This window comes from Nocardia sp. NPDC004123 (assembly GCF_053603795.1).
On the sequence record NZ_JBSGGG010000005.1, the window covers coordinates 74131 to 92334 of the forward strand.

Genomic DNA, 18204 nt, shown 5'->3' on the forward strand with positions numbered 1-18204 from the left:
TCGCATGTTCGAATTCGTCGTTCACGGTTCGCATCTCATGCAGTTCGCGCGGGCGATCGGCGACACGGATCCGGAATTCGAGGATGTCGGTCGTTTGTCGGCGATCGAGCCCGATGCGCTCGTGGCTCCGCCGACATTCCTGATGGCTGCGGACCAGTTCGACCCCACCTGTCCGCGGCGTCCGCAACCGCACGTGCCCTGGATCGGGTCGCAGCCCCGCACGCTCGAGCAGCAGGCGTGGTTCCACTTGGAGCAGCACTTCGTCTATCACCGGCCGGTGCGTGCAGGGGATGTACTGACAGTCGATGCGCGGTCCGGCGCGGCGTGGGAGAAGAGTGGACGTCGCGCCGGCGCAATGACGTTCAGCGAGACTCTCACCGACTACAGGGACGCTGACGGTGCGCTCGTCGCCAGCGCGCGCTGGGTCTCGGCCATGGTCGAGCGCAAGCCCGACGCTCCAACACCTGCGGGCAAGCCTGAGCAGTCCAGCACTTCGAGCGTCGTGAGTGGCCCGGAAGATTCTGCCGCAGCAGAACTCGTGGTCGGAAACACGTGGAGCACGGTCCTGGTCGAGGACCTGACCCGCACCCAGCTCGTGATGTACGCCGGTGCGTCCGGCGACTTCCATCCCCTGCACAGCGACGACGTCTACGCCCGTGACCACGGATTTCCCGGGATATTTGCGCATGGCATGCTCACAATGGGGATGACCGGACGTATTATCACCGATCGCTTCGGTCATGCGAGCGTCCTGTCGTTCGGTGGTCGCATCGCCTCACAGGTCTGGCCCGGGGATAGCCTGACTGCCAGAGGTGAGATCGCAGCGCTACGCGAGAACGAGAATGGCCAAACCGTCGCGGACCTCGAGGTCGTGACGGTGAACCAGGATGGAACGCAAGTGTTCAGCGGAGAGGCGACGGTGCTACTTGAACAAGGTATGGACGCTTCCGAGGGCTCGCCGTCAGGCGCTGAGCGCTGAGCGCTGAGCGCACGCATGCCGTCCGGTGAGTTAGCCGACCCATACTTTGCGACTATTGCTGAGGACAACGGTACGTCGAATTTGTCCAGCGGAAGAGGATCGCCCGATACAGTCATGATCACATTCGGTTCGTATATGAATGTGCGCTCGTCGTTTTCGTCGTCGTCCTCTTCTTCGTCGTCCTCGCTCTGGATGTCCAGATCGACGTAGTGGAGGAAGACAGTCGTCGCGGTAGCTGCTTGGCGGGCGTGATCGTATCCGGCGAGCCAGCGGCGTTCGGCGAGTCCGTCGCCGAGGTCGGTGAAGCGGTGGACTGAACCACGGGGTCCCGTCAACTGCACATCGCACCAGACCGATTCTCACGATCGCACGCTCATCGGCAGTAGCGGACGTTCTGTGCCGCACTAGATTCCGACCGCCGACGCGCTACGTTGGCCGGTTCGGTCAGCGCGGTATGCGGCAATAGCGTGCGCTGTCGGCGGTTGGTCAGCCGCCCGGAATGCCTGCGGCCCGTTGATCTTCCGAGGTGCCGCGCTGGCCGGTTCGGTCAGCGCGGTATGCGGCATTATCGTGCGTTCGTGGAGCGTGTCTCCGATCTTCGAACTAGGAGGCACCGACGATGAGCATGTCCATCCACTGGCAGCTGGAAGACTTCGGATGGGCGAATGTTCGTGTGTCCGACGAGAACATGGAGGCAACCGCGGTCGCCTCCTACGTCACTGGTGCACCGCAATACCTCCTGCGAGCAGTCACCGACATCGTGCGTGGCGTTCCCGAGGCCCGCGCCGAGTTCGAGGCCGAGCCGACCGTCTACCGGTGGCTGTTTCGTCGCCAGGGCAATGAGATCGACATCCGGCTGCTCGAATTGGACAACTACGATCTGCCCGACTCGTCAGGAATCCAACGCTGGCGCAGCTGTCAAACCGTCTGGGCGCTCGCCGCCTCGGTGTGTATCTGCTTCCGCGACGTCCTGCGACACTACGGTTTTCAGGGATACCTGGACCAATGGGGTCGTCCCTTCCCCCGGAATGAACTCGAGGCTCTGATCAGCGCAACCCGTCAGCTGGCGCAGCCCTCTGCCGATTCCGATTAACTTCGCGCTGAAGTCGACATCGACACGTGTTCCCCTGTCCTGTGTGTCGAGCCCGCCGTTCTGATAAGACCACGCTCAGCCGGTTCGGTCAGCGCGTCATGCGGCATGACAGCGCGTTGGTTCGGTCAAACGCTGGCCACAGCGGTGATCTTGCGCGGGGTGATGGTGATCAACATCCGCTGACGGTCGGGAACCCACCCGACCGCACCCGGCGCCGTCGACACGTCGATGTATTTGGCTCGGATACGATGGGTCCAAAACGCATTCGAATCGTTGGAAACCTTCGCATCACCGATGACCCGAACCTGCCTGTTCGGCCGCTCGCCGTCGGTTCGCAATGCGCCCTCCACGTCAATCACCAACCCAACCTTGGGATTTCGCATGATCCGCCCCAGATGCGGTCGACCTGAATAGCTGGTCAGGACGAACACTCCATCGCTCCACAGAAACCAGATCGGAGTGACGTGGGGGTACCCCTCCGCGTCGACCGTCGCCAGGTGCGCAACGACATTCAGGCTCAACAGTTCCCCGACCTCGGGGCTTTCAAGACTGCGCATGAAGTCAGAACGCTACCCGTCGTGTCATCGGCCTTACCGTGCACTACCGGCGGTTGGTCAGCCGCCCGGGATGCATGCAGCCCGTTGATCTTCCGAAGTGCCGCGCTGGCCGGTTCGGTCAGCGCGGTATGCGGCAGAAGAGTACGTTCAGGCTCGGTGGAGGCCTGGCCTTCGGAGGCGCATCTGAGTCCGCGGGGCGCTGTGGCGCTCCTCCAGATCGTTAGCAGCACAAGAAGATCCGGCAGAATCGGATAGGTTGATCATGTGATTACCGCGTTGATTGCCGTCGCTGGGACGTTATTGGGATCCATTGTTACCCACTACTTTCAGCGGGCGTCAGCTCAAAGGACGATCCGGCAGAGCTTCTCGGAACGCTTGCGGCAGGATCGCTTGAATGCATACAACGCGTTTGCGGCCGCAGCGATCGAGTACCGCCATCACCAAATCGAGAGGTGGCATCGGCTGAGACAGGATCCCGATGCAGAGCTGAACACGAGATCGGAAGCCTTTTCTAAGAAGGCAGCACTGAAAACGGAGTTGCTCCGTGTCAAGTTGCTGTCCGACGATACCCGGCTGCATCGACTGGCAGAGGAAGCGATCGAAGCGATTCGAGGGATCCAGCGAAGCGGGGCGACCGCGAGCGATGCGGACGAACATGAACGACGCTATCTAGCAGCTACGGCGGCGATCGACGCGTTTGTTCAGTACGCGGCCAACGATGTCCAAACCCTGCCCGCTATGGCCGCCAGGGCTGTCGATTCCGTCGACCAGTAATGCTGCAGGATGAATTCGGTAGTTGCGGATGTTCCGCCAGCCTCGGATCGGCACCGCCAGTTGATCTTCCGATGCCTCGCGCTGGCCGGTTCGGTCAGCGCGGTATGCGGCATTATGGTGCACTCGGTACAGCCATCGGTTTGAGCTCAAGGGGGAACTGTGGTCTACGTGCCTAACAGGCTCTTGTCCCGCCTGGTTGGTTGTCGCCTGTTCTCGGTGGTGTTCGTCATGGACTACGTACAGCTGTGCTTCGACTCGGACGCTTCCGCGGACATGCCGATACTCACTTGCGATGTCTTCCCCGTGATCCATACAGAAATCGGCCAGCTTCGAGAGGGGCAGATCGGTTACGGGGATGCGCTGCGGGCGTTCATCCCTGGGCACGTCGTGGCAACGGCCGAAGCGTTCGAGGCGGGGCTGCGCGTGGAATTCCCGAACGGCGCGATCGTGCTGCGCCCCAGTGACGACGAACTCGTCGGCCCTGAGATCGCTACTCTGTCTGGGTTTGTCGATAGGGCGTGGATGTGCTGGCGACCGGGTGAGGATGCCTTCGAATACCTTCACTGATCCTTCGGATCGCCCGGGTCGCGGCAGAAGAGTGCGTCGTCGCGAGGATCGTGGGATGGCTCGTGGGAGACCCTGCTGAACTCGTAGAGGATTACCGCTGCCTGATCCAATACATCCCGCGACCGGATTCAGCCGGGGCCCGCTTCTCGCGGGGTGCTATCCGGTCGAGTCGGTAGCCGAGCCGGTGTGCGATAGCTGCGCTGCGCAGATTGGCTGCGTCGCAATGGATCTCGACTCTGTCGATCCCTGGCAGCGCTATCGCGATCCGGGTCAGCGCGTCCGCGCTGCGGGTCATCACACCGCGTCCGGTGTGCTCGGCGTGGCACCAATAACCGATCTCGAGCGCCGAGGGGCCGAGACGGTCGTGCACGCCGATCGCGCCGAGTACTGTGCCGTCACTACCGAAGATGCCGTAGTCGAAACCACGATCGGCAGTGGGCCAGCCCTGTGCGACGATCTCACCGAATGCACGTTGCTGCTCCAGGGTGGTCGGTTCGGCCAGCCAGTGCATCCAGGAATGGAGATGCTCGAAGGACGTCGTGATCGCCTCGAACCGGGCCATCAGATCCTCCGGCTGCCGGCGACGGATCAGCAAGTCCCCCAAGTCGATTCGTTGCGGAGGTCCGACGCCCGGTTCAAGTGCCGGCGACAATTCCACGTCCATGCCTGCGATAGTGGTGGTCCAATCACAAGCGCGGCAACTGGATATCCACCGTCCTCGTGAAGCGCTGTAATCGGCATGAGCGCGCACTCCCGGCGGCCCGTATGGCGCTGTGTCAGTATATCTTCCGATGCCCCTGCTGGCCGGTTCGGTCAGCGCGGTCGCCGGGAGAATGAGGATGTTGCGTCTCGTGCAACCGAGTGGAGGACCGGCTCACCCGCCCCAGTAGTAGACGCCGAAGATGCCCGCGCTCGGTGTTGCTGCGGCCTGCTGTGCCCAGCCCATACACAGCTCGACACATTCAAGAAGGCGCGGATGAAGTGATGCGAGGTGATCCGGCGAAGACGCACTCCACGCGTCTGATGCTCGCTGGCACTGTTCATGCGTCCATTGGCAAAACTCTTGGAACCCATCGACACTGACCGAATCCACGCCGAGTCTCGTCAGAGCCTGATCGATCTGGACCGGAAGGTCACCGCCGTAACTGAAGCAATGCACGCGTTCGCCGCCCAAGAACCCGCACAGCGTCTCGAGCGCTTGGCAATGGGTGTAGCACCACTCGCCCTGCGGCCCGATGATCAGTTCACGCAGCGCGTCGAGCTCGGTAAGCTCACCCGGCTCTGATTCCTCGGCTTCGAGTTCGTAATCAGCACGATTCTCCTCGGCAATCGCCGCGAGCAACTCCTCGTCTTGTGAATCCAGGGATGCGAGAACCCTATCCACATCCACCACGAACACATTGATGAAACGACTCACGGGCGGTGAGCGTAGCCGAGGCAGCCGACAACAACCCGCCATTGTCACTGCACATCGCACCAGACCGATTCTCACGATCGCACGCTCATCGGCATGAGCGGATGTCTCTGGGCCGCCGTCGATCTCGTCGCCGGCGGTACCGCGCTGGCCGGTTCGGTCAGCGCGGTATGCGGCTACTTAAGACTGGTGTCAGGGCCGGGTCCCGGCCAGAATAGTGCGTTCATCAGATTGCGCGGGGCATCGCTCAATAGCCCAGTAAGTTCGAACGGACTCGCTGCAAGCGCGCGATCCGCCGACACTGCGTGGTGGTCGGTTATCAGGTATGGAGCCCGTCGAGCACGAGTGTGATCAGCTGGTTCGCGGAGCCGCGTGGTTGAGCGCGGCGGACCGCTGTCGCGGTTCCGATGAGCAGATCGAGCACGTCGGTGCCGTCGACGTCCGCTCTTACCGTCCCTGCCTTTCTCGCCTGTGCGAGAACGTCTTCGAACGATCGATTGAACTCGTCGTATAACTGGTCGGGTATCGCGAGTGCGGATCTGGTGCCGTGGTCGAGGGCTTCGCACAGCGCCTGGTTGTGCGCGATCTCGCCGACCAGGTAGGCGAAATAGCCATCGAATGCCCCGCCTGCCGCGGTGTCGTCGGCGGCCAGTGTGCGTGCTCGTTCGGTGAACTCCTGGACACGGCCGACCACGATCGATTCGAACAATGCGGTGCGAGTGGGGAAATGCCGGTACACGGTGCCGACACCAACCCCGGCGCGGCGCGCGATCTCGTCGAAAGACACGGAGCCGCCCTCGGCCGCCAGTATCTCGCGGGCGACGGCCAATACCTGGTCACGGTTGCGGCGAGCGTCCGCGCGTAACGGTTTGCTGGTCGGTTCGGCCTGGCCACTCATCGGTCGATGGTAACTCCGATCTTGCGAAGCGGAGAACTCTCTCCGTATGCTCCCTAACCGGAGATAGTTCTCCGGTTTTATGACTTCGATTTGGGGAGGACAGCGATGGACCAGGTTGTATTCGTCACTGGCGCGACCGGACAGCAGGGAGGCGCGGTCGCGTCCCGGCTGCTCGCTGACGGCTGGCGAGTGCGCGCGTTGACTCGCCGTCCCGACAGCATCGAAGCTCAACGTTTGGCCGATGCAGGCGTGGAGGTCGTGGCGGGCTCGTTGGAGGATCTCGCAACGATTGATCGCTGCGTCGAGGGCGCCTACGGCGTATATAGCGTGCACCCCGGACCGCTGTCTCCGGAGCAGGACGAGGTTAAGGCAGGCAAGACGATCACCGATGCGGCCGTGAAACATGGAGTGCGGCATCTGGTTTACAGCTCGGGTCTGGGTGCCGATCGCGGTGGCCAGTCGGCCAAATGGGAGATCGAACAGTACATCGCCGCGTCAGGTATCTCGGCCACAGTGTTGCGACCGAGTTCGTTCATGGAGAACCTGATCACGCAGTCGGCCACCGTCGGGATTCGCGACGGTGCGCTGCGGACCGCTGCGGCTCCCCATGTACGCCAGCAGTTCATCGCGCTCGATGACATCGGCGCTTTCACCGCACTGGCGTTGCGGAACCCGGACAACTATCAAGGCCGGACGCTGGAGCTGGTCGGTGACGTCTTGACGCCTCCCGAGGTCGCCGCCCATGTCAGTGCCGTGGTCGGCAGGGAAGTTCCCTATATCCAACGCGCGATCGAGGAACTACGCAGTATCAACGAAGGGTTCGCCCACGCCTACGAGTTGTTCAACAGCGGGGACGGCAGCGTTCCCTATGTCGACATCGACGAACTGCGTTCGCTGCACCCAGGATTGCTGAATATGCGGAACTGGCTGCAACGCCGGGGAGCGGAACTGATCCAACCACTGGTCGATCCGCGACCCTGACCGCAGCCCGAAATGACCTCATCGGGTTGATCTTCCGCTGTCAGGCGATGGCCGAAGGCTCTAACATGCGCGCACAACGCTGTGGGAACAACGGATAGCGATCGAATGCACTGAACTCGGCATGAGCGCGCACTGCCGGCGGCTGTATGGCGCTCTGCCCGTTGATCTTCGAGACGCTGCCGGCCGTTCGAACCGCGCGGGCTGCGACAGCACAGGGCGCGTTAGCCGTACGAACGGCTCACGAAACCGTCAGGGCGAACCAGCACCGTGCCGTAGGGCCAGCCGTCTACGAGGTGCACCGGAACGTCGGCCTCCACGTCGGGATCGGCCGTGAGTACGCACCACTGCGATCCGACGAGATCCAGCGTGGACACCCCGTCGGCCACCCACATGTGCGGCAGACGGGATCCCGGCGACCCGTCGAGGTCGAGGGCGACATCCTCGGTGGAGGGGAGCTCCGCGCCGCCGTAGCGATAGCCCATGTGCACCACTGGTGCGTTGATCGCCCCTGCTGCCTTGCGCGCCTCTGCCATGTCCTTTCCCCAGTGCAGGGACGGATCGTTGAACCGCAGCCGCGCCTGCTCCATCGTCATGAGGGCCACCGGATGGCGTTCCGCGTGATACGTCTCCAGCAGCTCGGGTCCGGCGTCACCGAGCAGTACATGCGCGAGCTTCCACGCCAGATTGTGCGCGTCTGCGATCCCGGCGTTCAACCCGAACGCGCCCAGTGGGGGGATCGCGTGCGCTGCGTCGCCCACCAGGAAGACCCGCCCGACGGAGAGCCGATCGGCCACCTGGCCGCGCCCCCGGAACCTCAGCACACTGCGAATCTCCACCTCGATCGACGGGTCGCCGAGCGCGGTGCGAATGAGGTCGGGAGTCGGCTCGGTGTCGAGGCGAGTGAGGAACACCCACTCGCGTACGCCGTCGACGGTCACCAGCAGGCCGGTCGCGTCCGGATGCTCGATATTGCACATTGCGAACGGCTTACGCGGACGCAGATCAGCATCGAACAGGACACTCGTCGTCTCCTGACCGAGCACACCGGGACCGGTGAGGCCGATGCCGAGGACCTCCCGAACCCGGCTGCGCACACCGTCGGCGGCCACCAGATAGCGCGCCCGCACAACACGCCCGTCGGACAGGGTCGCCGTGACGCCGCCGGAATCCTGCTCGAACGAGTCGAGCGCCACGCCGAACTCCACGTCGCCCGCCCTGGTGACCAGTACGCGGTCGAGCCGGTTCTGTGCGCAGGTGCCGCGGATCCGGGCTGGCGTGTAGGTGAGCTCGGCCGCGGTTTTCGCCTTCCACTCAGCGCTTTCGGTGAAGTCGGCCTCGGCGAGCGTGTGCCCTCTGATCTTCCCGGCCCGCAAGTCGACCGCAGCCTCGTTGACCGCGTGATCCAGGCCGACTTCGCGCAGGATCTCCACCGACCGCGACCCGATGCCGGTGGCCCTGGGGTGGGGCGACAGCTCCGGCTTCTCCTCGACGACAAGGGGCTTGACGCCGTGGTGGCGCAACAGCACCGCGAGCATCAGCCCGACGGATCCGCCGCCGGCGATCAAAACATCAGTGGGCACAGTGTTCCCGTTCATGGGAACACTGTATCCAGGTCTGTAGACTCCTGTCCATGTCGCTTATCTGGGAACGTGAGCCGTACCGGTCGAAAAGGCAGGCCCTGAGCGTCGAGCGCATCGTGGACGCGTCCGTCGCCATCGCCGACGCCGAGGGGCTCGACGCGCTGTCGATGCGCCGCGTCGCCACCGAGCTGTCGACCGGCACGACCTCGCTCTACCGCTACGTGGACAGCCGCGACGACCTGCTCGACCTCATGGCCGATGCGGTACAGGGCGACCACGTGCCGCTGACGGGAGACTGGCGCGCCGACCTCGAGGCGTACGCCCACCATGAGCGCGAGCTGTGGCTACGGCACCCGTGGCTCGCCCCGCTTCTGGCCACGCGGCCATCGCTCGGCCCCAACTGGCTGCACGGCCTGGAACACGCCCTCACCGCAGCCGCCTCACTGACCTCCGACATCGCCGACGCGGCCTCGGCCGTCGGGCTGATCAGGGACTACGTGCGCGGCGCGGTCATACGCGAGCTCGCCGAGAAAGAAACCCAGCGGCGCACCGGTCAGACCGAGGATGAGTGGCGCGCCGCCGTCGCCCCCTACATGCGCAAGATCATCGAAAGCGGCGCATATCCCCGGGTTTCGCGCATGACCGAATCCGCCGATCTGAGCCCGGCCGAACAGTTCTCGTACGGCTTACGCCGCATCCTCATCGGGATCGCGGACTCTCAGCAGACGGCCGAGTGATCACGAATGCACCGAGGCCGATCCCGCCCGAACGGGGAACCACACCTACGCGACACACTGCATTCGCCATGAGCGCGCACTGGCCGGCGGTCGTACGACGCTCTGCCCGTTGATTTTCCGATGCAACGCGCTGACGGGTTCGGTCAGTGCGGTATGCAGGCACGACCGGACGTTTGCTCACGCCTTGGGTGAGCAAACGGTCGCGCCGGTTATATCTACTCCGCAATCTCGGTTCGCTCGAACCACTCGTACACAGGCAGCCGCCCCTCGGCGGTCTCGGCGAACCTTGGGGTGCTTTTGTAATGTTCGTAGCCGGCACGACGCTCGATCTTCACCTCGAAACCGGGCGGCGTGATCGGGACGATTCGCGTGGGCATGTCATCTGGTCCGCCTTCGATGAAACACTTCGCCGACATCATGCGCTCCTTTCGTTGATTGACCAGCTCAGCGGCATTCTATCGATCAGTTAACGGCAAAAGTGGGGCAACGGAATACTGCCGATGCACATCCTCCATTCGACAGAAGAGGATGTCCCGGGCGGCTGTGGCATCACTGGGAGGCAGGTCAAGCCACCGGCGTCAAGGCGAGGGTTGCAGGCCGGCGATCTGCCAGCGTTCGGTGACCGGCTTGCCGGGCGACAGCGTCCGCGGAACGGGCATGTGCAGCTTGCTGATTCGAGCGCGATCCCGCGGTAGCGATCTAAAATCTAGCAACGCTAGACAAGTCGCTGCGACGAATGTTACCGTTGCTCCAGTTTCTAGCTCTGCTAGACATCAGGAAGAGGAAGCCGAAATGCTCATGATCACCTGTTCATCGCCATTGCCGGACTGTGCGCCGCGCTGATTCTGTTCTGATCTCAGAGCAGGTAGCCATCCCCGCGATGTCGCGGTCCCGATGAACCGCCGTCGCAAGACGCGCGGGACGGGCAGGCGACAACTTGCGCTTCCCGCACCCGACAACTTCCGGCTGATCGCCGGAGCACACCTGATATCGAATTCACCGAGGAGTAATGACATGACCTTCACCATCAACGAACAGCAGTTCCTCGCGGAGGCCGGGATCGGTCGGCTGGCGACGGTGTCGCCCGACGGCGTTGTGCAGAACAACCCGACCAGCTATCGGGTGAACGCCGACGGCACGATCGACATCGGGGGCATGCGGATGCGTGCCAGTCGAAAGTTTCGCAATGTCGAGGCGGGCAGCCGGGTGTCGTTCGTCATCGACCAACAGGTTTCCTTGGACCCATACGTGATTCGCGGCATCGAGGTACGCGGCACGGCCGAGGCGCTCGATGACGAGGAGCCGCCGTTCCAACCCCAGGAACGTGCGGTCATCCGCATTCACCCCGAACGGATCATCTCCTGGGGCATCGACGGCGGATCCTTCGACTTCATCAGTCGCCGCGCCGAGTAGGACATCACACAAGACAGATCAAGAACGCTCCGACGTTGACGGCGGGCGGAAGGATCCAGGGTAAGCAGGGCAGAGCGGAATAGCCGGCCATGGCTTCGGACCGTTGCTCCGCTACGGGGGCAGCTGCCGGTTCGGCTGTGGATACGCCCGCACCGGCAGTGATGATGGATGCAATCGCTAGGGCTGTTGTCAGTGCACTCGATTTCTTGGTCATGGCAACCTCCGCTGTAGTGGTACCGGACGACCTCGCCGAGTGCACTCGATCGCGCTCGGACCGCTGGACAAGTCGACCCGGCGGGGGCGGAATGCTCGAACACCAATTAACCCGCTCAGGAGGGGTCCTCCGCAAGGGGCTCCGTTCGGGCATCGGACTTGCTGGTGAAGAAACCCCTGCTTCCGCCGTCCGCTCGACCCCGGACACGCTGTGCCCCAACCACTTGCCGGTTAACGCGTCTTCGAAGCCCGCCGATCTTGACTCGACAGCGGCGCGCGCACCCCACCCCGGGATGCGCGCGCCAGTTCGATCAACGCAAGGAACAACATGCGCAAGACTCTGTTCGCCCTGTCCGGCCTCGCCTTCGCCACCGCCGCCGCGGTGCTGCCCGCGGCCCCGGCCCAGGCTGCCTCCGGCTCGTGGGGCGCGATCGCGGTGTCCGACTACGGCGACCTGGGCTGGTCCTGGAACTACGACACCGAGGACTCGGCGAGCCAGGCCGCCATCGACAAGTGCGCCAAGGCGAGCTGCTCGACCGTCACCACCTTCACCGGCTGCGGCGCGGTGGCCTTCTCGGATTCGATGAACAAGTACACCGGCGGCTACGGCGCGACGCCGGCCGACGCCGAGAACTCCGCCAAGTGGTACTCCGACTCCTACCTGGTGCGCACGGCCATCTGCAACGACTGACCCACCGGGGCCGGACGACCGCCCTGACATGGTCGGCCGACCCTGGAGTCCTTGCGCTGGAGCCCCTTTCAGGAGCTTCAGCGTTCGGCGGCTTCGACCGCCTTGCGCACCGTCTCCGCATCGGCGGGGGCCGCCTCGTTCTCCCAGAACGGCGCGGCGACGGCGTAGGGCGTGCCGTAGACGGGGGTTTCGGGTTGCGTGCGCCAGCTGTCGGCGAGCGAGCCGATATCGACGGTGTCGTAGCCGAGCCTGCTGATCAGTTCCGCCGCAGCGGTTTTCGCCGCGGTATCGTCACCGGCGATGGGCAGCGCGGTGCGATCTGCCGCCCCGGCGGGGCGGGCCAGCACGGCCAGATGCTTGAACAGGATGTTGTTGAACGCCTTCACGACCCGTGAGCGCGGCAGATGCCGTTGCAGCAGTTCGGAACTGGTGGCCACACCCGCGTCCAGGTCGGCGAATTCGCCGTCGCGGCCGGGATAGTAGTTATTGGTGTCGATGACCACCTTGCCGACCAGCGGATCGGCCGGTATCTGCTGATATGCCTTGAGCGGTACCGTCACCACCACGATGTCTCCCGCGGCGGCCGCCTCGGCCGGGGTCGCGGCACGGGCCCGCTCCCCCAGTTCGGCCACCAGCTCCGCCAGGCTCTCCGGCCCTCGTGAATTGCTCAGCACCACATCGATTCCCGCGGCCACGGCCAGCCGGGCCAGGGTGCCGCCGATATTTCCGCTTCCGATCAATCCGAGCGTCGTCATGCCCGCTGGTAACGCGGTCGCGGCGGGCAATGTTCCCGCGAGATCCGCCGGCGGTCACCCGGTGGGCGGGTCCCCAGGTCGCACCCACGGCCGCCGGCACGCGACGGCCGTGGGAGCTCGCCGGGTGGTCTCAGCCGAGGGTGATGGCGTCGAGGCGGGTGCGCAGGAACTCGGCGGAGACGACCGGCGCCAGGCCGGAGACCCGGCCGATGGGCGGCTCGAGGGGCGTCACCCGGGCGTCGTGGTCCAGTTCGTAGAAGTAGATGAGCGACACCAGGTCCTCGTCGGGTGCGGACGCCTGGGGCGGGAGTACGCGGTGGCGGCCCGCGGGCCAGCGCTGGCCGCTCCAGTAGGCCAGCAGGTCACCGATGTTCACGGTCAGGGCGGACGGGTCGTAGGGCGCGTCTGCCCAGCCGCCTCCCTCGGTGTAGACCTGCAATCCGCCCGCGCCGGGTTCGCGGTCGAGGACGGTGACGGTGCCGAAGTCGGTGTGCGGACCGATGCGGAACTGGCCGGGTTCGGGCGGGCCGACCTCGGCCAGCGGCGGGTACCGGTTGATATTGCAGGTCCAGGTCGGACGGCTCGCCAGGCCCTCGAAGGGGTTGTGCGGCAGGTCGAGTGCGGCGGCGAAGAGCGCGAGCAGTTCGTCGGAGAGGGTGCGCATGGCCGCGGTGTAGGCGAGGAACAGCTCGCGCAGCTCGCCCACCTCCTCGGGCCACACATTGTCGAGGAACCACACGGTGTCGATCAGGGCGTCGCCGGTGCGGGTGTCCGCGCCGATCGCGAAGGTCTCCTTGAGGTCCGGCGGGGTCTCGGTGCCCTCGGCGTAGCCGTTGGCCTCGAGGCCCGGACCGATCCAGCCGCGCCCGCCGACGGAGACGGCATACCGCTGTTTCACCTCGGTCGGGAGTGCGAAGAAGCGCCGGGCCGCCGCCCGCAGGTCGGCCGGAAGCCCGTGCGGCACACCGTGTCCGCGCACCAGGAGGAATCCGGCGCGCTGCATGCCCGCGTCCACCTCGCGCAGCACCGTGGCCGCGGTCTCGCCGCCTTCGCGCCAGCGGTCCAGGTCGACGGTCGCTATGGGGGTCATTCCGCCACTCCTATGTCCTCGTTCCAGAGTTCGGGCCGTTCCGCGATGAAGCGGGTCATCATGTCCACGCAGGCCGGGTCGTCGAGCACGGTGATGGAAACCCCGTGTGCGGCAAGCCAGTCGTGGCCGCCGGTGAAGGTGCGCGATTCCCCCACGATGACCGCGCCGATGCCGAACTGGCGGACCAGGCCGCTGCAGTACCAGCACGGGGACAGGGTGGTGACCATGATGGTGTCGCGGTAGTCGCGGCGGCGGCCGGCATTGCGGAAGGCGTCGGTCTCGGCGTGCACGCTGGGATCGTCGTTCTGGACGCGGCGGTTGTGGCCGCGGCCGAGCAGGTTGCCGGCGCTGTCGAACAGGGCCGCCCCGATCGGTATCCCGCCTTCCCGCAGCCCGAGTTGCGCCTCGTCATAGGCGGTGACCAGCAGATCCTGTGCGTTGATCATGCCGATCATGCTGCCACCGCGGCGCGAGCGATCCGGGACCGGTTCACGATCAGATAGGCCGCGCCGGAGAGCACGAAGCCGACGAAGAAGGTGATGTCGCCAAGCTGCGGCACCGCCTTGGCGACGAAGCCGACGAACTTCTCCTGATTGGAGAACAGCAGCACCGACACCACCAGCCCGGCCAGGAACGCCGCCACGCCGGCCCAGTTGCGGTGGGCGCGGTCGTAGAGCAGATGGTCGATGCGCTGACCGCGACGCAGGTACTCGTCGGCGAACACCACACCCAGCCACGGCCCGATCCAATACGCGACGATGAGCAGGAAGCCCTCGTAGCTGGCCGCCGCGTCCGGCAGCGCCCACCAGGCGACCAGGAACCCGATCACGCCGAAGGCCGCCGACACCAGCGCCCGCTGCGTGCGCACCGAGAACGTGAAGCCCATGGTCACGAAAGCCATTGCGCCCGAGTAGACATTGAGCGCATTGGCGGCCACCGCGCCCACCGCGATGGCCAGCAGGGTCAGGTCCGCCAGCAGCTTGGGCAGGTTGGCGGTGAACACATCGGTGGGGCTGCCCTGCGCGGTGCTCGCCACGGTCGCCGAGGCCGCACCGACCACCTCCAGCCAGACACAGGAGATGAACAGGCCCGCCGAGGCGTACGCACCGGTCGCGGCCCGTGACACCGTCGCGGGCAGATAGCGGGAGTAGTCGGCCGCGTAGGGATTCCAGCCCGCGCCGTAACCGAAGGCGGTGCCGACGGTGAGCAGGAAGCCGCCCATGCCGCCCACGCCCCCGGCCGGTGCGGGCGCGCCCAGCGAGGCCTTGCTGAAGATCACCACGGTGACAATCGCGAACACGATGGCCAGCAGTGGGAAGGCGATGCGTTCCACCGCCTGCACCAGGTTGTGGCCGAAGAAGGCGAAGGCGGTCTGCACCACCACGATCACCAGCAGCGCGGTCAGTTTCGGCATGCCGGTCAGGGAATTCAGCGCGAACGCGCCGCTGACCGAGTTGGTGGCAAACCAGCCGACCCCGCACATGACCGACATGAACGCGGCGGGCAGGGTGTTGCCGCGATAGCCGAAGGCCAAGCGCCCCAGCACCATTTGCGGGACACCGTGCAGGGGCCCGCGCGCCGACAGCAGGTAGTGGGCTGCCGCGCCCAGCCCGGTACCCACGACGATGCCCAGGCTCGCCTGCCAGAAGTTCATGCCGTACGCGGTGACGGCGAGCACGCCCACGAAGACGGTGGCGAACTCCATGTTCGGAGACATCCACGTCCAGAACAGTTTTCGCGGCGTACCGTGCCGGGCTTCCTCGGGGATGTAGTCGTCGCCGCCGGGCTCGACGGCTATCACGCGGTCGCCGTACGCAGGACGGATCTCGGTGTCGGTCATGGCTTTCCGCCTCTCAGCGCTCGTGGGACTCTTCCAGCACGGTCCGGCCCAGCAGCGCGTAGCGGCCGGGATCGGTGCGCTTGAGGTACAGGGCGTAGCCGATACCGACGATGGCCACCGCGGCCACCAGGTACGGCGTCGCCTTCAGAATCAGCGACCCGGCCTCGCTTCCGGCCGCGGTGTCCATATTGAGGACCAGCAGCAGCACCACGCCGATCATGGCCACGCCGCCCACCAGCGGGGCCACCAGAGTCCGGAACCAGTGCCGGGTTTCGGGGTGGTGGTTGCGGAAGTAGGCGATGACCGCGAAGGAGCACACGGCCTGCACGATCAGGATCGCCATGGTGCCGAGCACCGCCATCAGCGTGTAGAGGCTCGCATAGGGGTCCTTGCCCGCGAGGCCGAAGGCCAGCACCAGCACGGCCGAGAAGACGGTCTGCACCAGACCGGCGATGTACGGGGATCCGTTCTGCGGGTGGGTCTTTCCGATCGTCCGCTGCAAGGCCGGAATCACGTCCTCGCGGCCGAGCGCGTAGAGGTAGCGGGAGGCGCAGTTGTGGAAGGCCATGCCGCAGGCCAGCGAACCGGTGACCATGAGCCACTGCATGGTGTCCACGGCCCAGTGCCCGACATAGCGTTCGGTGGGTGCGAAGAAGAGATTCATCGGATTGTCGGAGGCGGCCAGTTCCATGGCCCTGCCCTGCCCGTTGCCGGAGATGGTCATCCAGGAGATGAACAGGTAGAACACGCCGACACCGAGGACGGCGATCATGGTGGCGCGCGGGATGATTCGCTTCGGATTCTTGGATTCCTCACCGTAGATGGCGGTGGATTCGAATCCGACCCACGACCAGAAGGCGAAGAACAGTCCCAGGCCCGCGGACGCACCGTGGAAGGCGTTGACCGGATTGATCGGGGCCAGCGACAACCCGTCCGGCCCGCCGCCGTGCAGCAGTACCGACAGGCCCATGACCGTCAGCACGGTCACCTCGGTGACCAGCAGCACGATGAGCAGCCGCTCGGCCACGGCGACGCCGAACCAGGTACCCAGGCCGTTGATCACCAGCATCAGGATGGCGAACACCCACCACGGAATGTTCACGCCCACCTGATCGGAGACGGTGTTGTGCGCGAAGCTGGAGAAGATGCCGATCAGCGACGGCTCGAACACCATGTAGGCGAAGGTGGCCAGCAGCCCGGCCGACAGGCCAGCGGTGCGGCCCAGTCCGTAGGAGATGAAGCCGTAGAACGCACCGGTGGTGGTGATGTGCTTGGCCATGGTGGTGTAGCCGACGGTGAAGATGGCCAGCACCACCATGGCGATCAAAAACGCCGCGGGCGTGCCGATTCCGCTGCCGGCCGACATCATGAACGGCACATTGCCGGTCATGGCGGTGATGGGCGCGGCCGTCGCGACGGCCATGAACACCACGCCGAGCAGACCGACCACATTGGGTTTGAGCCGCGACACTCCCGCTGCGGATGTGTCCGATCCCCCGGAAAGTACGGTTGGTGCACTCGATTCCATGGTGAAGCTCCTCAATCTTGGTCGACTGACCTGCGAGGAATGTTCGGGCTGGAATGTTGCCTGGATATGAATCGGAGTTACCGGCAGAAACCAAAGGAGTGACTCAGATCACTATTCTTACAGTCAGCCGGAAACCCGGTCCGGTGCTTTACGGTTCGTATGGCGCACAGCCATGTCGATTCGCTCACCGCAGCGGATCGCGTCACCAATCTGGCTTCAGTTAGCTGAATTCAGCCACTAGGGTTGGTACATGGACAACGACCTCGCCCGCGAGGTGTGGCGCGTGCTGGAGCCCTTGCACGCCGTCACCTATTTCGCAGCCGACTGCATCGCCGCCAACAAAGCCGTTGGCCTGCGCGGCTTCTGGATGGGCTACTTCGCGTCGCGCTCCGCCCCGCTCGGCGCGGTCGGACCGTCGGTCGTGGAGGCGACCTTCTACAACTTCCATCCGGCCATGGTCCGGCGGGCCATTCCGGATGCCTGGGGTTTCACCGCACCGGACGCGATCATCGCCACCCGCACCATCGCCGCGGCCGCGGTCCTGCGCGCCGTCGTGCCCGATATCACCGACATCGCCGCCCGCGCCGTCCCGCGCCTGCAGCAGGCCATCGCCACCGCGCCGGCGGCGGGCCGCCCGCTCTTCGCCGCCAATCGCGACCTGCCCACCCCGGACGACCCCGTCCACGCCCTCTGGCAGGCGGTCACGGCGCTGCGCGAACACCGCGGCGACGGCCACGTGGCATGCCTGCTGAGCGAGGGCATCGACGGCTGCGAGGCGCACGTACTGTTCTCGGCGTCCACCGGCACCCCCGCGCAGCTGTGGCGCGACAATCGCGGCTGGAGCGAAACCGATTGGAAGGCAGCGCGAGAGCGGCTCACCGACCGCGGCGTGCTCAACGCCGAGGGCATCACCGAGGCCGGGCGCGCCCTGCGCGCACACGTCGAGGCCCGCACCGATGCCCTGGCCATGACCGCCTACCGCGGCGTCCCGGGCATCCTCGAAATGCTGTCCGCCCTCACGCCGGCCGCCCGCGCCGTGGTCCGCAGCGGCGAGGTCCCCTACCCGAACCCGATGGGCGCCGACCCCGCCTGAG

20 protein-coding genes are annotated in these 18204 nt (G+C 65.3%); 9 read left to right on the top strand and 11 right to left on the bottom strand.

Annotated elements, in window-relative coordinates; genetic code table 11:
- The first annotated feature begins 4 nt into the window (after window positions 1-4).
- Window positions 5-979 (top strand): MaoC family dehydratase, encoded by a 975-nt coding sequence (locus ACWEQQ_RS08530; protein ID WP_452347775.1) that lies wholly within the window; start codon window positions 5-7, stop codon window positions 977-979.
- Between the two features lie 625 nt (window positions 980-1604).
- Window positions 1605-2072, top strand: coding sequence for a hypothetical protein (locus tag ACWEQQ_RS08535; RefSeq protein WP_452347776.1), 468 nt, complete (start codon window positions 1605-1607; stop codon window positions 2070-2072).
- Window positions 2073-2197: 125 nt separating this feature from the next.
- On the opposite strand, the gene ACWEQQ_RS08540 is transcribed toward ACWEQQ_RS08535, so the two are convergent.
- Window positions 2198-2629, bottom strand: a complete 432-nt coding sequence (locus ACWEQQ_RS08540; RefSeq protein ID WP_452347777.1) for a pyridoxamine 5'-phosphate oxidase family protein — start codon at window positions 2627-2629, stop codon at window positions 2198-2200.
- Between the two features lie 264 nt (window positions 2630-2893).
- Between ACWEQQ_RS08540 and ACWEQQ_RS08545 the strand changes: the two genes are divergently transcribed.
- Together ACWEQQ_RS08545 and ACWEQQ_RS08550 are read left to right on the top strand one after the other, a co-directional pair.
- Window positions 2894-3403, top strand: a complete 510-nt coding sequence (locus ACWEQQ_RS08545) for a hypothetical protein (RefSeq protein WP_452347778.1) — start codon at window positions 2894-2896, stop codon at window positions 3401-3403.
- A gap of 228 nt (window positions 3404-3631) precedes the next feature.
- Window positions 3632-3970, top strand: coding sequence for a hypothetical protein (locus ACWEQQ_RS08550; RefSeq protein ID WP_452347779.1), 339 nt, complete (start codon window positions 3632-3634; stop codon window positions 3968-3970).
- A gap of 91 nt (window positions 3971-4061) precedes the next feature.
- Here the strand turns inward: ACWEQQ_RS08550 and ACWEQQ_RS08555 are convergent, their stop codons facing one another.
- The 3 genes from ACWEQQ_RS08555 to ACWEQQ_RS08565 form a co-directional block, all read right to left on the bottom strand.
- Window positions 4062-4721, bottom strand: coding sequence for a GNAT family N-acetyltransferase (locus tag ACWEQQ_RS08555; RefSeq protein WP_452347780.1), 660 nt, complete (start codon window positions 4719-4721; stop codon window positions 4062-4064).
- 123 nt (window positions 4722-4844) lie between these two features.
- Window positions 4845-5387 (bottom strand): DUF7691 family protein, encoded by a 543-nt coding sequence (locus ACWEQQ_RS08560; protein WP_452347781.1) that lies wholly within the window; start codon window positions 5385-5387, stop codon window positions 4845-4847.
- Window positions 5388-5703: 316 nt separating this feature from the next.
- Window positions 5704-6282 (bottom strand): TetR/AcrR family transcriptional regulator, encoded by a 579-nt coding sequence (locus ACWEQQ_RS08565; protein ID WP_452347782.1) that lies wholly within the window; start codon window positions 6280-6282, stop codon window positions 5704-5706.
- Window positions 6283-6387: 105 nt separating this feature from the next.
- On the opposite strand from ACWEQQ_RS08565, the gene ACWEQQ_RS08570 reads away from it, so the two are divergent.
- Window positions 6388-7263, top strand: a complete 876-nt coding sequence (locus ACWEQQ_RS08570; RefSeq protein ID WP_452347783.1) for an NmrA/HSCARG family protein — start codon at window positions 6388-6390, stop codon at window positions 7261-7263.
- Window positions 7264-7484: 221 nt separating this feature from the next.
- Here ACWEQQ_RS08570 and ACWEQQ_RS08575 read toward each other — a convergent pair whose 3' ends face one another.
- The gene (locus ACWEQQ_RS08575; RefSeq protein WP_452347784.1) at window positions 7485-8858 is read right to left on the bottom strand and encodes an FAD-dependent monooxygenase; all 1374 of its coding nucleotides are present in this window, start codon (window positions 8856-8858) and stop codon (window positions 7485-7487) included.
- 35 nt (window positions 8859-8893) lie between these two features.
- On the opposite strand from ACWEQQ_RS08575, the gene ACWEQQ_RS08580 reads away from it, so the two are divergent.
- Entirely contained in the window at window positions 8894-9580 is a 687-nt protein-coding gene (locus ACWEQQ_RS08580) for a TetR/AcrR family transcriptional regulator (RefSeq protein ID WP_452347785.1), read from the top strand.
- A gap of 215 nt (window positions 9581-9795) precedes the next feature.
- Here the strand turns inward: ACWEQQ_RS08580 and ACWEQQ_RS08585 are convergent, their stop codons facing one another.
- Window positions 9796-9999, bottom strand: coding sequence for a DUF5988 family protein (locus ACWEQQ_RS08585; protein WP_452344469.1), 204 nt, complete (start codon window positions 9997-9999; stop codon window positions 9796-9798).
- A 595-nt stretch (window positions 10000-10594) separates the two neighbouring features.
- On the opposite strand from ACWEQQ_RS08585, the gene ACWEQQ_RS08590 reads away from it, so the two are divergent.
- Both ACWEQQ_RS08590 and ACWEQQ_RS08595 read left to right on the top strand, forming a co-directional pair.
- Entirely contained in the window at window positions 10595-10993 is a 399-nt protein-coding gene (locus ACWEQQ_RS08590) for a PPOX class F420-dependent oxidoreductase (protein ID WP_452344471.1), read from the top strand.
- Window positions 10994-11534: 541 nt separating this feature from the next.
- Entirely contained in the window at window positions 11535-11897 is a 363-nt protein-coding gene (locus ACWEQQ_RS08595) for a DUF4189 domain-containing protein (protein ID WP_452344472.1), read from the top strand.
- A gap of 77 nt (window positions 11898-11974) precedes the next feature.
- On the opposite strand, the gene ACWEQQ_RS08600 is transcribed toward ACWEQQ_RS08595, so the two are convergent.
- The 5 genes from ACWEQQ_RS08600 to ACWEQQ_RS08620 all read right to left on the bottom strand — a co-directional run bounded on the left by ACWEQQ_RS08600 (window position 11975) and on the right by ACWEQQ_RS08620 (window position 17110).
- The gene (locus ACWEQQ_RS08600) at window positions 11975-12652 is read right to left on the bottom strand and encodes an NADPH-dependent F420 reductase (protein ID WP_452347786.1); all 678 of its coding nucleotides are present in this window, start codon (window positions 12650-12652) and stop codon (window positions 11975-11977) included.
- Window positions 12653-12782: 130 nt separating this feature from the next.
- A complete protein-coding gene (locus tag ACWEQQ_RS08605) occupies window positions 12783-13742 on the bottom strand; it encodes an isopenicillin N synthase family dioxygenase (protein WP_452347787.1) in 960 nt (319 codons plus the stop codon).
- On the bottom strand, window positions 13739-14188 hold the full coding sequence (locus tag ACWEQQ_RS08610; protein WP_354851255.1) for a nucleoside deaminase: 450 nt from the start codon (window positions 14186-14188) through the stop codon (window positions 13739-13741). Before ACWEQQ_RS08610 ends, ACWEQQ_RS08605 begins: the two co-directional genes overlap by 4 nt.
- A gap of 5 nt (window positions 14189-14193) precedes the next feature.
- Window positions 14194-15582 carry a purine-cytosine permease family protein gene (locus ACWEQQ_RS08615; RefSeq protein ID WP_452347788.1) on the bottom strand — a complete coding sequence of 463 codons (1389 nt, stop codon included), beginning with the start codon at window positions 15580-15582 and terminating at the stop codon, window positions 14194-14196.
- A 13-nt stretch (window positions 15583-15595) separates the two neighbouring features.
- Window positions 15596-17110 carry an APC family permease gene (locus ACWEQQ_RS08620; RefSeq protein ID WP_452347789.1) on the bottom strand — a complete coding sequence of 505 codons (1515 nt, stop codon included), beginning with the start codon at window positions 17108-17110 and terminating at the stop codon, window positions 15596-15598.
- Between the two features lie 250 nt (window positions 17111-17360).
- Between ACWEQQ_RS08620 and ACWEQQ_RS08625 the strand changes: the two genes are divergently transcribed.
- Complete coding sequence (locus ACWEQQ_RS08625; protein WP_452347790.1) at window positions 17361-18203, top strand: SCO6745 family protein; 843 nt, start codon at window positions 17361-17363, stop codon at window positions 18201-18203.
- Window position 18204: the final 1 nt, after the last annotated feature.

Bases quoted from the DNA above. Each gene is read 5' to 3' on its own strand.
- ACWEQQ_RS08590 (WP_452344471.1), top strand. From the start codon at position 10,595: ATGACCTTCACCATCAACGAACAGCAGTTCCTCGCGGAGGCCGGGATC.
- ACWEQQ_RS08535 (WP_452347776.1), top strand. From the start codon at position 1,605: ATGTCCATCCACTGGCAGCTGGAAGACTTCGGATGGGCGAATGTTCGT.
- ACWEQQ_RS08570 (WP_452347783.1), top strand. From the start codon at position 6,388: ATGGACCAGGTTGTATTCGTCACTGGCGCGACCGGACAGCAGGGAGGC.
- ACWEQQ_RS08595 (WP_452344472.1), top strand. From the start codon at position 11,535: ATGCGCAAGACTCTGTTCGCCCTGTCCGGCCTCGCCTTCGCCACCGCC.
- ACWEQQ_RS08585 (WP_452344469.1), bottom strand. From the start codon at position 9,999: ATGATGTCGGCGAAGTGTTTCATCGAAGGCGGACCAGATGACATGCCC.
- ACWEQQ_RS08550 (WP_452347779.1), top strand. From the start codon at position 3,632: ATGGACTACGTACAGCTGTGCTTCGACTCGGACGCTTCCGCGGACATG.
- ACWEQQ_RS08615 (WP_452347788.1), bottom strand. From the start codon at position 15,582: ATGACCGACACCGAGATCCGTCCTGCGTACGGCGACCGCGTGATAGCC.
- ACWEQQ_RS08565 (WP_452347782.1), bottom strand. From the start codon at position 6,282: ATGAGTGGCCAGGCCGAACCGACCAGCAAACCGTTACGCGCGGACGCT.
- ACWEQQ_RS08600 (WP_452347786.1), bottom strand. From the start codon at position 12,652: ATGACGACGCTCGGATTGATCGGAAGCGGAAATATCGGCGGCACCCTG.
- ACWEQQ_RS08605 (WP_452347787.1), bottom strand. From the start codon at position 13,742: ATGACCCCCATAGCGACCGTCGACCTGGACCGCTGGCGCGAAGGCGGC.
- ACWEQQ_RS08575 (WP_452347784.1), bottom strand. From the start codon at position 8,858: ATGAACGGGAACACTGTGCCCACTGATGTTTTGATCGCCGGCGGCGGA.
- ACWEQQ_RS08580 (WP_452347785.1), top strand. From the start codon at position 8,894: ATGTCGCTTATCTGGGAACGTGAGCCGTACCGGTCGAAAAGGCAGGCC.
- ACWEQQ_RS08610 (WP_354851255.1), bottom strand. From the start codon at position 14,188: ATGATCAACGCACAGGATCTGCTGGTCACCGCCTATGACGAGGCGCAA.
- ACWEQQ_RS08530 (WP_452347775.1), top strand. From the start codon at position 5: ATGTTCGAATTCGTCGTTCACGGTTCGCATCTCATGCAGTTCGCGCGG.
- ACWEQQ_RS08620 (WP_452347789.1), bottom strand. From the start codon at position 17,110: ATGGAATCGAGTGCACCAACCGTACTTTCCGGGGGATCGGACACATCC.
- ACWEQQ_RS08540 (WP_452347777.1), bottom strand. From the start codon at position 2,629: ATGCGCAGTCTTGAAAGCCCCGAGGTCGGGGAACTGTTGAGCCTGAAT.
- ACWEQQ_RS08625 (WP_452347790.1), top strand. From the start codon at position 17,361: ATGGACAACGACCTCGCCCGCGAGGTGTGGCGCGTGCTGGAGCCCTTG.